This is a genomic window from Micromonospora sp. NPDC092111, assembly GCF_044755745.1.
Taxonomy (GTDB): Bacteria; Actinomycetota; Actinomycetes; order Mycobacteriales; family Micromonosporaceae; genus Micromonospora.
Window position 1 is genome coordinate 266575 of the sequence record NZ_JBIVRQ010000008.1, and the last position, 14104, is coordinate 280678.

The following is a 14104-nucleotide window of genomic DNA, read 5'->3' on the forward strand; positions in this document are numbered from 1 at the left end:
GCCGACACCCCGGTCTTCACCCTTGCTGATCGTGATCGCGCAGCGAGGTCGGGGAGAGCAACGGCCCCAGTAGTGCGTCGTCGACGATCCCCGGCAACCGCCGGGCCACCCCCGCGAGGAGGTCCGCGACCTGCACGCGCGGGTCGTCCCGGGAATCGACCATCACCAGCCCAGCCAGCGGCGATACGCCGTAGGGCAATGCCCCCGCCAGGTCAACGTCCGCGGCCGATGGTCCGCCGTCGTTGGCCAGCGCCTGCTGGAGGCGGGTCAACCGGTCGGCGGTGAGGGCGCTCTGCTCGTCGTGGGTCACCAGCACCTGCCGTCGACCGCCACTCCAGGACAGGACCGTTTCCGCCAGCGCCGGCAGCAACGGTTCCAGCGGTGGAGGGATCGATCGGTCGTCGTTGTCGATCCTGGTCAGAACGGCCCACACCTGGGTCGGGTGGAGCCCGTCGAGGACAGCAACGGCCGGCGCGCCGAGTTCGTGTCGCAGCAGCGCCTCCCGGGCCTCGAAGAACCGCTCCACGGTCCGGCGGACCGGATGCCGCCGTTTGAGTCGGACGAGATCGACGAAGGCGGCCAGGAAGGCACCCCAGTCGGCTCCGGCCGAGTGTCTGGCGCGGTACAGGGCGAGAGCGGCCGGACGGTGGTCGCCGGTCAGCCGGGTGCCGGCCGCGTACGACGGCTCGGTCAACAGCAGGTCGACGATCCGGGTGACCAGGAAGAACTCCTTGTCGATCAGGTGCACGTGCGCGCGACCCCGCAACGCCGTCAAGAACCACGCCAGCGCTTCACCCGCGCCCGAGCGGCGAAGGAACTGCCCGGACTTGAGCTCACGCGGGGAGAACCGGAACCCGGACCGCAACGTGGTGACCAGTCCGATGGCCTCGCCCACGCCCAGGTCGACACTCGCGTGCGTGATCACCGGGCTGGTCGACCGCAGCAGGTTGGTCCCCGAGAATCCGGACTCGTCACAGGCGACCTCCACCACGGCGCCCACCACCGCATCCATCAGCGGCAGCCCGCCCTGAAGCGGTGATCTCACTCCCGGTCCCCCACCATGCCGACCATGGTCGCTGCGGGCACCCTCGTCGAACAAGCCGATTGCGGTCGGCGGGCCCTGATGGAGGGCATGCTCGTGCCCACCCTGCGACACGCTGCCCAGCTCCGGCAGGATGCTGCACCCCGTTCATCGCCGAAGAGATCGACGGGTCGCCCTCTCAGGGTGGATCGGGGTGAAGACCTGGGGGCCAGGTCCGGGTGCTTCCGCATATGGCTCGGCCGCGGTGCGGGTCCAGGGTGGAGGGGCAGCCAGCACCCAGGAGGTTCCGTGTCCCGCCGTACCGTCGCCGTCGTCGTCGCCGTGCTCGCCGTCCTTGCCGGGCTACCCGCGTCGGCACGCGCCGATCCCACCCGGCCAGGTCTCGCCTGGGGCGAGTGCCCCGACGACCTGCCGAACGTCCCGCTCGACCCAGGAGTGCGGTGCGCCCGGCTCCGCCTGCCAGTGGACTGGGCACGGCCGGCCGGTCCAACGTTCGAGCTCGCCGTCGCGCGCCGGCCCGCGCGGGTGGCGGACCAGCGGGTGGGCACGCTGGTGTTCGGGCCGGGCGGCCCCGGGGACTCAGGGGTGGAGCGCATCCGCAGGGGAGACCGGTTCAGCGACGAGTTGCTCGACCGGTTCGACCTGGTCAGCTTCGACCCGCGTACGGTGGCGCGCACCGCCGCCGCGGTCTGTACGCCAGACCCGGCCCTGCGCAGGCCGCCCATCCCGTTGGCCAGCCAGGCCGACTTCGACGCTGTGGTGGCGTACAACCGGGCGTTGTGGACCCGGTGCCGCCCGACCAGCCCCGTGTTCGACCACGCCGACACCCTCAGCACCGTGCACGACCTGGAGGCGCTGCGGCGCGCGCTGGGAGAACGGCGGCTGAACTTCCACGGCAGTTCGTACGGCACGCTGCTCGGCCAGCAGTACGCCGAGCAGTACCCCGACCGGGTGCGAGCCATCGTGCTGGAGGGCGTGTTCGACCACAGCCTCGACGTGCGATCCTTCGTGGGGACCCAGGCCGCCGCGCTGCAGGACGCTTTCGACGAGTTCGTCTCCTGGTGTGACAGGTCGGCTGAGTGTGTGCTTCGCGACCGGGACGTGCGGTCGGTCTGGGCCGGGGTGCTGGCCCGCGCGGACCGTGGCGAGTACGCGCCCCGGACCGCCTTCGACGTTACCGCCGTAGCCCTCGGCATGCTCGCCGGTCCGCGCTGGCCGCAGTTTGCCGTGGCCGTGCGGGACATGGACGCCGGCGCGGCACCGCCCGAGCTGAATCTCCCGCTCGCCGTCGCGGCCCTCTGCGCGGACTGGCCCGCGACGGTGCGCGACCACACCGAGTACGCCGGCCTGGTCCGGGTAGCCGGGTCCATCGCGCCGGACGTCCGGTACGGCGCGGGCCTGCTCGCCGTGCAGTCCTGCCTGGGATGGCGGTCCCCGGTCCGGAACCCGCCGCACCACCTGCGCGTACACACCCGCACCCCGCTGCTGCTGCTCAATGCCCGACACGACCCCCGCACCGGCTACGCCTGGGCCACCAACGTCGCCCGGCAACTGGGCCGGCACGGACGTCTGGTCACGTACGAGGGCTGGGGCCACGGCACGTACCTGCGCAACGAGTGCACGATCGCGACGGTGGACCGCTACCTCATCGACCTGGCGCTGCCCACCCCCGGCGCCCGGTGCCCGGCGGGCTGAAGCCGGCGGAAGACCACTGCCACCCCGCGCGATCTCCGATACTCGAGGGATCTTGGACCACCTACCATCTCCGTCATGGCTGACTTGGCGCGATGCGTGAGTAGGAGCTGCACGACCGGCTGGCTCGACTGGGTCCACGGCGAACTGTGGCTCTCGCCGGTCGGCTTGATCCGGCGTCGGCTGAGCTGGGCCGAGTCGAAGGCGCATGGCCTCGGGCCGACGGTCGGCACACCACTGCCGGAGTCCGCCTTGGACTCGTTCGATCTCGCCACGCTGCTGGCCGAGCATCCCACCAACAAGGTCATTCACTTCGACGCGGTGGCCACCGCGCGGCTGGTCAGGGGCAGCACAAGCGATGCGCTCCGACTCGCCATGAGCGACGGGAGCCGAGCCAAGCTGCTGTGGCTGCGCCGGGACCCGGCATACGAGATCCTGTCGACCTCGCTGGCCGCTGCCCTCGGTGAGCGACTACTCCCGCAGGCCTCCGGCCGGGTCGTCCGATGATGCCGACGTCCGTGATCGGTGCTCCTGCCTGCTGAGTCTCGCCCGACCGGGGCAGGACACCGTGTCATCCGGGAACTCCCGACCGGTGCCGCGGCACCCGCCGGGTCGGCGGTGAAAATCACTGTCCGGACCTGGTGCAGCATGTGGGCGAGGGATGCCGCTCCTGGGCCGCCACCGTCGCCGCGGGGCCTGCCGCCTCGGCCAGGTCCGCGTCGAGAGGCCCGGCTGCGCCTCGGGAGCGCGGGGCCCTGCTGGCCTGGTTGGCCGCATCGACGCGGCAGCTTGACCTGGTGCCGGGCGACGGCACCGCAGTTCTGCGGCGACTGCGAATCACCCCACCAGGTCCAGCGCACGGAACATCCGCATCGCACCGGCCGGCGCCGCCGCCGGCGAGGATCCGGACAAGGCCGACGCCTCCCTGCAAGGCACCGCCGGTGAGCTGGTCCTGCTCTTCTACGGCCGTATTTCGATGGCCTCCCTGACGTTCGACGGCGACCGACGTCACGTCGACCGGCTCATCGCCTGGGACCCGTCCGAGTAGGACGCGACGCCGCGCCACCCCGTGCGCCCACGGGGCGGTGCCCGGCAGGTTGCCGGATCTAGGATACGGCGATGCAGATCTCCGTGTGGGTCCCCTACGACGAGGAACAGCTCCGCCGCACCCTCCAGTTCGTCCTCCGTCCGCAGCTGAGACCCATCCGGATCCTGAGCGGAGTGCTGATCGTCATCGGCCTCGCCCTGGTGGCGCTGAAACCGTCGGCGCCGCTGGCCTATGTCGCCCTGGTCCTCGGACTGCTGTTCGGGTTCGCGATCGCACCGATCACGGTGGCCTGGTCGATGCGTATGCAGTCCAACGTCATCAGGGACGGGTTCCACATGACGCTGGACGACGAGTGGGTCACCCTGACCTACCCGCTCGCCGAGTCGCGGTTCCGGTGGGCCGGCCTCGGCCGGGTCATCGAGACCCCCGAGGTCTGGTACGTCATGTTCGGCAGGATCCAGGCGATCACGATCCCGAAGGACCCGATGACCGAGGAGCAGCGGGCCGAGGTCGCCGCGTTCGTCAACGGTCTGCAACCCGCCGGCAGGTGACCGCGCCCATGGCGGAACAGTCTGGGCAAAGACGACGAGGGCCGTGAGCCGGCCGACCGTCAGGTTCGGCGCGGTGCCGCAGCGACGTGCGCGGCGCGGCCGGATCAGCGTACGAGGAGAGCAGACGGCCGGCCAACAGGCGGCCGACGAGATCGACGCGGCCGGAGGGGTGCGGACGCCGGCCGCGCGGACCCGGCGGTCAGCCGGCGGCCAGCACCTCGCGCAGCCTCGCGGCGAACTCTTCGGGTTTGCCCGGGTAACCGAACTCGCCACCGAGGAAGCCGCCATGGTGGCTCGGGAACACCGTGGCGTCCTGGCCGAGCAGGGCCGCGGTGCCGATGGCCGTACGCGCGGTGTATGTGCCCGCGGACTCCTCGCCGACCGCGATCACGATCCGGGTCGGTGCCGCGGTGAGCGCGTCCGCGTCGGGGCGGTAGTCGCTGATCGCCCACGAGTTCTTCGACAGCAGCGGATCGTCGCGGGTGCCGTCGTCGTCGCTCGACATGCCGAACACCGCCGGGTCGGGTGCGGGCTGGGCGAAGTAGTCCTCGGTGAACTCGCCCTGCCAGGACGTCATCGCGATGAATGCGGCCATCCCCGCGCCGGCGCCCTTCGCCTGGTACGCCTCATGGAAGCCGGTCCGGGCGCGCTCGGCGGCTGCGGCGTCGGGCAGCACCGCGTTGATCGGCGGCTCGTGCGCCACCAGCGTGCCGACGTCGCCGGGGTGGGCCGCGACCAGTTCGAGCGCGGTCACCGCACCGCCGCTGCTGGCGAACACGTCGACCGGCCCGGCGCCGAGCGCCTCGATCAGCAGGTGCAGGTCGGCCGCCTGCTGCTGCGGCGTATGGTCGGACCGGCCGTCCCTACGGACGCTGCGGCCCAGACCGCGCGGGTCGTAGGTGATGACCGTGCGGTCCGTGAAGTGGGCGGCGAGCGAGTCGAAACCCCCTGCCGTCATCGGCTGGCCGATCATGAACAACGCGGGGGCTCCCCCGGCAGGGGGAAGTGGGCCACGGACGTCGTAGACCAGGTCGACGCCGGGTGCGGCGAGTGTGTGCGTCTGCGTCTTCGTCATGCCGGTGAGCCTACGGACCTGGTCACTGCGGGGTGCCCCCGGGAATTCTGGTGTCTTCAGGAATTCTGTGCGGGTCGGCGGTGCCGGCTGACGGTTAGTCAGATTCGTCGATGCATAGCCACATCGTCCGGCCCGGTTGCCGCTCTGGGCCGTCACCTCACTCACCACCAGCCTGGCTGATCCGGAGCGTGCCGAAACAAGCGTTCGAGTACCTGCTCGTGGCACCTGTCCGGATTGACAGGGCATCTACCGCAGGGCCGCGCCGTTGCTCATGGCCCCGTGGCTTCCGCTCGCTGTCCGCCCCCGGGGCACTCCTCGGGCGGGGCGTAGGCACGAATGGTGCCGTTGTGCCGCGCAACTCCTCCGTCAGCGGTGAGGGCTACGAGGCGTTTGCAGACGGGACACCGGCCCCGCTGGTGCTGCGAGCGCTGAGTCACCTTGCCTCCCCGGGCAGGTGTTTACACGTCTTCAGTTTCATCCGCCGAGCCATGCCGCCCATCGTCGCCGATCGAGGCTCGGAAGCGGGCTGACCACGGAAGGTGCCAGGTTCGCCCGGACGACCTCGGTCGATACGTCCGGCCGAACCTGCCACCATCATGGGTGGCGAACGAGGCCGACAGACCATCCCCGCCCTAGATTCTGTCTTGCGGATCTTGGTTGTCGGGGACGGCGCTGCGCCGTCTGGCATGCGCGACGCGTGGTTGCTGTCAGACGTTCCGGGAGCAGCTTCCGGGAGTTCTGGAGCGTTACCAGCGTCGGACATCCCGGTTGATCGGCCAGGTCGGTGCGGTGGTGCGGGAGTTGGCCGGGCCGAGGTGGTGCTCGGCCGCTCAACTGAACCCATCGCAGCACATCCGTCCGGTTCACATTGGACGAGCATCTGCGTCGAGGACGAGCCACAGGTCCCGCCGCGAGACCGAAATCCGGCAGTCGGCCCGCAGCCGGCGATCGTTCTGCCCATAGGCATGCCTGCGCCTGAGCCGAGGCCGCCGCATTGGACTATCAACACTATCGATCAGCGAACTGTCGGTATTCCGTCATCCAGGCGAATCGCCGCCAAGGCATAGAATGCCCGAGCAGACCGAGTGGCCATAGTGGATCACTGGAGGCGCACTGGTGCGGTGGCGATCGGCGGCGGTGTGCGACGTGTGCCAGCCGTTCCGGCTGTCCGAGCGGGCTGGCGGGCCGGCGGGCCGGTGTCATCGCCCGCGCGCGGCACCGTCGGTTTGCCGGGCGTCGCCGAGAACCTGGCCGACGCGGGCCGTGTTCGCCGGACTGGTCAGTCTGCTGCTCGTCGGTTGCACCACCGAACCGGAGCCGACCCGGCTGGACGGCAACGATCAGATCGTCGAGCCGACGGTCAGTAGTGCGGCGCGGCCCGGTCCTGAGTTCGACCTGGCCCGTCGGAGACTCGCCGGCGCCCCGCTCACCCGGGACGGTAAGTATCAGGCCCGGCTGGCCGGCGACTGGGTGGTGGTCGTCTCTACCGCCGACGGTGCCGAGTTCGACCGGTTCGCCACCGGTGCCGAAGGCGCCCGGATCAGCATGGACTTCTCTCCTGACGGGCGATACCTCGCGGTCGGACTACCGGACTCGGTGGTCCTCTACGACTTCACCACGAAGGCCCCCACGGCGCTGATCCTGCCCGAGGAGGTGAGGCGACCGGCGGGCGAACCCCAGCCGGGCGCCGGCAAGTTGCGCTTCTCGGCCGACAGCGGCCATCTGGCGGTCGAATTGTTCGATGAAAGGGCCAACAGTCGCTACTGGCTCTACGATCTGGTCAGTCGCCGTGAGATCGTCTCGCCGCTTCCGCCGAGCATCGAGGTCCCGAGTGATCCGGGTGTCATCTGGTACGTTTCGGGGCTGACCGTGGTCGACGGCGGAAAGCGGGTGGTGATCGCCGGTCGAGAAGGTTTCCTGGTCTGGATACCGGACGAGCGGACATTCCAGTGGCGGCCCTGCGCCTGTGGTAACACCCTGTCCAGTGCCGTGGACCGGCAGGCTCGGCACGTGGCGTTTCTGACCCTGGACGGCGAAGTGGTGCTCTGGGATCCGGGCCCTCCCCAGGAGGTGGGGCACTGGAAGGTGCCGGCCGTGGACCCCGGTGCTAAACCGGCCGTGGACCCCGCCGAGTTGGAGTTCACCGAGGACGGCGGCTGGCTGTTGGCTGGTCCGGAGTACGGCCACGTGTGGTCGGTCCCGGACGGCAAGCTGGTGGGTTCGTGGCAGGGGTCCGGGTCGTGAGCGGCGGCAAACCGAGACGGCGGCGCGGCACCAGCGGTCCGGACCGGAGGCGGGGAGTCCGGGGCGGGCGTCCGGCAGGGGGCCGGGACAAGCCGGGCGGCGTTGAGCCGGTGCCGCGGCTGCGTCGGATGCTGGGATCGTTACATCGGGCCTGGTGGTTCGTGCTGGGTACGGCGGTGGCCGCCCTCCTCGGCGCCACCGCGAGCATCTATGTGCCCAGGTGGGCTGACCATCTGGACCCGCAGGTCGTCGCGGTGTACGTCGTGGCGAATCCGGCCACCGTGGACAGTTGGGGTACCGCTGAGTTCGCCATGGTGCTGCCGAAGGACGCCCGGCCCTCCGATGATCCGCCGGTGGGCTGTTCGACGCTGATCGACTGGGCGCGCGCCCTCGGCGCGGTCGATCACAAGCTGAGCCGGGTGCGCGTCGTCGTGCAGGGCGCCAGCGACCAGGGGGTGCTGATCGACAACCTGAGGGCCCGGGTGATCCGGCGCAGCCACACTCCGGATCCGGCCGGTGTGCAACTGCGCTGCGGCGGCCAGCAGGGGGCCGCCGAACCACGGGACGTCGAGATGGACCTGGACGCCGCCCAGCCGGCCGCCCGCTACCGCACCCTGGTTGAGGGGCGCCGGCCACTGTTCGGGTTCACCCTCGCCAAGGGCGAGACCGAGGTGTTCGATCTGACCGCGTTCACCGCCGGCACGGTGGAGTGGACTCTCGAACTCGACCTGGTGGTCGCTGGGAAACGGAAGCGGGTCGAGGTGACCAATCGGGGCCGGAGCTTTGTCACGACTGCGGCGCCCGGACCCCGGACCTACCAGGTACCCCCGGGCGGCGACCACTGGGTCGAGTGTGCGCAGACGCCCCGCCAGGTCTGCCCGGAGGGCGGTACGCCGGCACGCTTCCGGTACGACTCCTGACGGGGGCTGTCTCGGCTAACCAGCACCCTCCGTCACCGGATCGCCCGAACCCCACGGCCGGTCCGGCGGCTGATCCTGCTGCTCGGCCTGCCCGCCCTCGTCGCCTGCGGGGTGAACACCCTGGACAACGTGCTGAGCATGATCCCGGACCCGGGCAGCGCCAACGTACTGCTCACCGCCGACTACATGTACCCGCTGGCCAACCAGATCGCCAAACCACTGGCGGCCACCGTCCTCGCGCTCACGCTGGCCGGCAACCTCAGCGTGATCGCTGCGGCAGCCCGAACCAGCCAGCTTCGACCCCCATAGGCGCGGAGAGTCAACCAACTGAACGCATAATCATCGCTCACCAAGGGAGGTGACGCCGATGGGCGATCCTTCCCGCGAAGGCTGCTATTTCCCTGCGGGTACCTGTTCCTTGGCCTCGTCGTAGCCGACCCTGCTGGGTGCCGCGGTCGGCGCGTAGATCACCCGGATCACGCCCGTCGGGAACACCTCCGTCGCCATCATCGTCAAGTGGTACGGCGTGTCGCCGTCGTCGAACAGCCGGCGGCCCTTACGCGCCGCCACCGGATGCACCAGCAGGCGCAGCTCATCGACCAGCCCCACGGCAAGCAACTGCCGCACCACGGAGATCGACCCCGGGATGAGGATGCCTCGGACTCGGCCATCGGCCTTGAGCGAGGCGACAGCATCGAGGAGATCACCCTCGACCAGCTCCGAATTGCGCCAAGAGAACTCCAGCGGCTGACGCGAGACGACCACCTTGCGAACATCCCCGAGCTGCTTGGCGAACGGCGCGTCGTCCCCACCCGCCGCCTCGCGGTCCGGCCATGCTCCGGCGAAGCTGTCGTACGTCTCCCGGCCGATGAGCAGCACGTCGGCGGTGTCGTAATCCTCACCGACGGCGCGGCCCATGTGCTCGTCGAAGTACGGGAGATGCCAGTCGGGGTCGATCTCGGCCACGCCATCGGCCGAGATGAACAGAGTGGAGATGACCTTTGCCATCGCGGTGATCCCTTCGAGAAGTAAACCGGGCAGCATCCCCAACTTATCGGCCTGCCGCAGAACTGTCCGAGGCGGAGTCGGCATTGCAAGGCTCGTAGTGATGCGATGAGACCGACTGCGACGGGGTACGGCTAGAAGCCGCCGCGCTACGACCGCAGCCAGGTGCCGCGGTCGTCGTTGTCGGCCGGGTCCTCGCCGGCGCGGTGAGTCGACGTCCCCTACGACCGCCCGTCGATGCGCCGGATCAGCCGGTCGTACCGGGCGGCGGCTCGCACGTGGCGGCGAGCAGGATCGTCATGCGCGCCGGTCCCGATGGTCAAGCAGCAGAGGATCTGCGGGCCGGTCGTCGAGTGCGGGTTCCCGGTCGGCTCGTCGACGAGCAGCAGCCGGGGCCGCCGATCAGCGCGCGGAAGTCCACCCCGCACACCACGCTGTGGCGGCAGGCCACCCCAGCCGAGGTGTGCTGCTGCGTCCGTCTGACCGAACCCGGACGCGTTCGGTCCCAGAGAAATCCCATTGGGTTCACGTTGGCTGTGCCGATGAGACGTATCACGGCGAATCTCGCCGGTTTGACGCTGGCCTGCGGGCTGGCAATCGTCCTCCCGGGCAAGGCGTTCGCCCTGCCCGGCTGTGAGGTGCCGGTCCCTCCGCCGGCTTGCTCTCCACAGGACCCCACCGATCCCGAACCACCGGCCGGAAGCGACCAGCCCGCCACCGGCATCGTGGACTACCAGGAGAACGCAGACGGCCGCATCAGGGTGACGGGCTGGGCGTCCGACATCAACGGCGGACCGGTCCTCGTGCAGCTCAAGGTCGACGGCGTGGTTCGCGCCGCCGAGCTGTCGCGAGGCTGGCGTCCCGACCGCCAGGCATACGTGGGCTTCGATCTGGCGGCGACCGCCCCGACGAGCAACGGCGAGCACACCATCACGGTCCTGGCGGTGAACGTGCCGGACGGCACCTCGCCGGTGCCTGCTGCCACCGAACTCAAGCGGACCACGTACTTCATCAAGCCGCCCGCGCCGACCGATCCGGTGTTCGTCGCGGCAATTGTCAACAGCCAGACGCAGATCACGGTGACGTTCACCGACAACTCGATGGCCGAGACTGCGCACGTGGTGACCTATGACTGGATGGAATACAAGCTACGCCGCGGGGGCGGCTACGGGTGGGTGCCGGAGGCCAGGACGGTGTATCTGCCGCCGCAGGCGGGCACGGGCCGGTACAGCCACACCATCACGAATCTGCCCAGCAACACGTTCTTCAAGTTCTACCTGTCGACCAGGGAGAACGAGTTCTCGTCGGAGACCCTGCTCGGATCGGTGGCGACCCCGTCATGACCACGGTGCAGAGCCTCGGGCTGAAGCTGTCCCCGGGCGGCGGGAACACCGGCCGCGGGCGGCGGGCGATCGTCGCCGTGCTGGCGGTGCTGATCACCGCGGCGGGTCTGCTGGCCGTGCCGTCACGGCCGGCGCGCGCTGACGGCGGCGTGGTCACGGTCGACTCCGACACGATGCGCCGCGGCCTGTTCTCGGCGTACATGCGCTCGCGGGCGCACGGCAAGCAGGGCCTGCGCGACATGTGGCTGTCCGCGGAGATGGTCGGCTACCGGCAGCGGAACCCCGGCGCGACCCAGAAGCAGCTCGTCGACCATGTCGTGTTGATGCGCAGCTACTACAACACCAACATGGGCGCCCAGGATCTGGAGCGGCCGTTGTACGAGTTCATGGTCAAGCTGCTGGAGATGAGCGCGCTGGCTCCCGGCGGGCAGATCGCCGCGCCCATCGTGCGGGAGCTGATGGAACAGACGGTGGGCAAGCAGTTAAGCGCCTACGGCCAGATGGTCGACGAGGTGACGGCCGCGCAGTTCCAGAACTCATTCTTCAGCCAGGTCTACGCGGTGCAGGACCGGGTGTGGGGTGAGGTGGCCGGCCGGGGCGTCATCGACGCGACCTTCGCCCAGGCGTGGAACGCGCACTTCGGCACGCAGTACAACGTGAGCGCCACGGCGAGCCAGGACCAGTTGCTGGCCGACCCGCTGCTGGCGACGTTCGTCAACACCCAGGCGCTGCTGGACCGGGCCCAGAACAGTGACCTGTATCTGGCCCAGGCCCGGGAGATGCTCAAGACGCTGCTGGCGGCGGTCAACGAGCGGGCCGGGCAGGCGAACGCGTCGGTCGCTGCGCTGCAACTGCTCTTCCCGGTGCACGGCGCCAACGCCACCGACGTGGAGTTGGCCGCGCGCAAGGCCGAGGCCGCCCAGCGCCAGCAGTGGATCGACGGGGCTGCCGCAGCCGTGCAACTGCTGTCGACCCTGGTGTCGTTCGCCGACCCGAAGGCCGGCATGGTCGTGGAGCGGACAGGCCGGGCGGCCGTGCAGATCGCCACCGCCATCAACGAGTTCCTGCCGGCGCTGGCCAGCAAGGGCCTCACCGCGGCGCTGACGTCGATGAGCGGCATCGGGCTGGCCGCCAACGTCCTGGGCGCCGTCCAGACGCTGCTGCCGCTGTTCGGCGTCGGGCAGCCGACGATGGATCAGCAGATCATGGACGAGGTCAGGGCGCTGCGCCAGCAGGTCAGTGACCTGACCGAGCAGATGCACGACCGGTTCGACCGGATCGAGCTGGCCATGTCGGAGATGTTCGTCCAGATGAACGAGCAGTTCGGCGTGGTGATCGACCTGGTGCAGGCGACCCAGGCCCAACTGGCGCAGGTGACCCGGGACCTGGCCGCATTGACCCGGAAGGTCGACTTCTGGGGCCAGGCCCTGTACGTGCGCGAGCAGGAGGGTGAGCAGCTCGCCGTCGCTGAGACGATCAACGACTGGGTCGGCTACCGCACTGCCATGGGCCGGGAGATGACCTGGCAGGAGTATCGGGACCAGGCGTTGAACCTACAGTTCGCGGCGACGGACCGCAGCACGCGGGTGCCGCTGGCCGCACCGGTCGACACCACGGATCCGATGACGGTGTTGAATCTGTACGGCCATCACGGGTCGGTCGCGTACCTCAACGACTACGCGCGCCGCAATCTCGGGCTGAGCGGTGCGGTCACCGGGGTGCCGGCGATCGAGTACTGGATGCAGGCCGGGCAGGGCTACCAACTGCTGCTGGCACAGAACCCCGAGCACGCCCGTTCCATCAACGGCGTGACCGACAAGGTGCTCACCTCCGGGGAGACGATCCAGAACGCGGTGCGGACGTTCAGCCGCCCGCAGCCCAAGGGCAGCGCGCAGCGGCTCAACCCGATGTTCGGCAAGCTGATCGACAACTACCGCCAGACCGGGTTCCAGATCGTGGACCGCCTGCACCAGCTAAGCGAGGCCCAGTACGCGGGCCGGACCGGTTATTCGATGTTCGGCGCGCCGAACCAGGCCGTGGCCAAGCCGGCGACCGAGCCGGCGGCGGTGGCGCAGTGCGGCGGCACCGTCACCCGGACCCGGCCATCCAACGTGCGTAGCCTGGACCTACAGGAGGCGTGGGTGGCACAGGCCGGGCGGGCGGACGCGCCGGTGGTCATGTGTTACTGGACCCAGTGGGTCAACGTCACCGGTCCCAGCGATCCCGACGGTGAGCGGCCCTACTCCCGCAACGCCGATCTGGAGATCGTCTTCGAGGTGCTGCAACAGTGGGACGGCCACGCCGTGCTGCCCAGGCAGTGGGCCAAGACGTTCTCCTACGGCAAGATCGAGCAGTACACGCCGAACGACCCGTCCCGGACGTGGACCGTCAAGTCGGACGCCGCGATGGCCGCCAAGTGGACGTCGACCTACAAGTCCCAGTTCGAGCAGTCGGCGGTGTACTCCCAGCCGGAGGAGGCGTTCCTGAAGCAGAAGGTCCGCGACTGGCTGTACGGCAAGGCGGGCCAGTACTACGCCAGCGTGATCGACGAGATCACCACGCCGGGCAAGCCGCTGCACGACCTGACCGAGCAGCTCAACGTCCGGTTCAAGCTGCTACAGGCCTACACCAGGCTCGGTTTCGCGCGGTCGATGCAGCAGGACGTCCTGATCGGCCTGCACCTGTCCGGCCAGGACCGCATCCCGTCCGACGTCGGCGCCTACCAGGTGACGATGCCGTTCCTACAGGCACGCAACAACTACTGCCAGTCGGTGCAGAGCTCCGGCAAGTGCGTGCTGCATCCCGAGGGCGTGCTGCGACCGCAGACCGGACAGGATCCGGCCCTGATGCCCTGCGACTGGGCCGAACCCCGGGCCGACATCATCGAACGGTGCCTCAATTATCACATCGACTACCGGTCGGGCAAGCTGCGCGAACGGCTTGAGGCCGCCAGCGTCAACATCGCCGCCTACGGCGACTGGGAGCAACTGTCCGAACCCCGCCCCGCTCCGCCGCTGAAGTTCGTCGAGGGCATCCCCGCCGTCGAGCAGACGCTGCTGAGCATCCGGGTAGGGGAGGCTGCCGCCAAGCACTGACCGGGCAACCGGTGACAGCGGCCGGCGAGCGGACACCCTCCGCGCGCCGGCCGCGTGGCGTCGATCGCAGCCCGGTCCGCGCTGGCCGA

11 protein-coding genes and 1 pseudogene are annotated in these 14104 nt (G+C 69.7%); 9 read left to right on the forward strand and 3 right to left on the reverse strand.

All coding sequences use genetic code 11. The features are described from left to right. Window positions 1–16: 16 nt before the first annotated feature. Window positions 17–1045, reverse strand: coding sequence for a hypothetical protein (locus ACIQG9_RS18530; RefSeq protein ID WP_400403738.1), 1029 nt, complete (start codon window positions 1043–1045; stop codon window positions 17–19). Between the two features lie 285 nt (window positions 1046–1330). Here ACIQG9_RS18530 and ACIQG9_RS18535 point away from each other — a divergent pair, with 285 nt between their 5' ends. From ACIQG9_RS18535 to ACIQG9_RS18550, 4 genes and pseudogenes are all read left to right on the forward strand, one after another. Beyond that, entirely contained in the window at window positions 1331–2737 is a 1407-nt protein-coding gene (locus ACIQG9_RS18535) for an alpha/beta hydrolase (RefSeq protein ID WP_400403741.1), read from the forward strand. A 75-nt stretch (window positions 2738–2812) separates the two neighbouring features. After that, window positions 2813–3241, forward strand: a complete 429-nt coding sequence (locus ACIQG9_RS18540) for a hypothetical protein (protein ID WP_400403744.1) — start codon at window positions 2813–2815, stop codon at window positions 3239–3241. Between the two features lie 313 nt (window positions 3242–3554). Continuing rightward, window positions 3555–3782 (forward strand): annotated as a pseudogene (locus ACIQG9_RS18545) (hypothetical protein); the annotation flags it as partial. A 71-nt stretch (window positions 3783–3853) separates the two neighbouring features. Continuing rightward, entirely contained in the window at window positions 3854–4333 is a 480-nt protein-coding gene (locus tag ACIQG9_RS18550) for a YcxB family protein (protein ID WP_400403747.1), read from the forward strand. A gap of 199 nt (window positions 4334–4532) precedes the next feature. On the opposite strand, the gene ACIQG9_RS18555 is transcribed toward ACIQG9_RS18550, so the two are convergent. Next, window positions 4533–5408 (reverse strand): alpha/beta fold hydrolase, encoded by an 876-nt coding sequence (locus tag ACIQG9_RS18555; RefSeq protein ID WP_400403751.1) that lies wholly within the window; start codon window positions 5406–5408, stop codon window positions 4533–4535. Window positions 5409–6671: 1263 nt separating this feature from the next. On the opposite strand from ACIQG9_RS18555, the gene ACIQG9_RS18560 reads away from it, so the two are divergent. From ACIQG9_RS18560 to ACIQG9_RS18570, 3 genes are all read left to right on the forward strand, one after another. Next, the gene (locus tag ACIQG9_RS18560) at window positions 6672–7652 is read left to right on the forward strand and encodes a WD40 repeat domain-containing protein (protein ID WP_400403754.1); all 981 of its coding nucleotides are present in this window, start codon (window positions 6672–6674) and stop codon (window positions 7650–7652) included. Window positions 7653–7780: 128 nt separating this feature from the next. After that, window positions 7781–8572: a hypothetical protein gene (locus tag ACIQG9_RS18565; RefSeq protein ID WP_400403757.1), complete on the forward strand. Its 792-nt coding sequence runs from the start codon at window positions 7781–7783 to the stop codon at window positions 8570–8572. A 111-nt stretch (window positions 8573–8683) separates the two neighbouring features. Further along, window positions 8684–8881, forward strand: coding sequence for a hypothetical protein (locus ACIQG9_RS18570; protein WP_400403760.1), 198 nt, complete (start codon window positions 8684–8686; stop codon window positions 8879–8881). An 84-nt stretch (window positions 8882–8965) separates the two neighbouring features. Here ACIQG9_RS18570 and ACIQG9_RS18575 read toward each other — a convergent pair whose 3' ends face one another. Continuing rightward, window positions 8966–9580 carry a dihydrofolate reductase family protein gene (locus ACIQG9_RS18575; protein WP_400403762.1) on the reverse strand — a complete coding sequence of 205 codons (615 nt, stop codon included), beginning with the start codon at window positions 9578–9580 and terminating at the stop codon, window positions 8966–8968. 539 nt (window positions 9581–10119) lie between these two features. Between ACIQG9_RS18575 and ACIQG9_RS18580 the strand changes: the two genes are divergently transcribed. Continuing rightward, a complete protein-coding gene (locus tag ACIQG9_RS18580) occupies window positions 10120–10920 on the forward strand; it encodes an Ig-like domain-containing protein (RefSeq protein WP_400403765.1) in 801 nt (266 codons plus the stop codon). After that, window positions 10917–14015 carry a hypothetical protein gene (locus ACIQG9_RS18585; protein ID WP_400403768.1) on the forward strand — a complete coding sequence of 1033 codons (3099 nt, stop codon included), beginning with the start codon at window positions 10917–10919 and terminating at the stop codon, window positions 14013–14015. Before ACIQG9_RS18580 ends, ACIQG9_RS18585 begins: the two co-directional genes overlap by 4 nt. Window positions 14016–14104 lie beyond the last annotated feature (89 nt).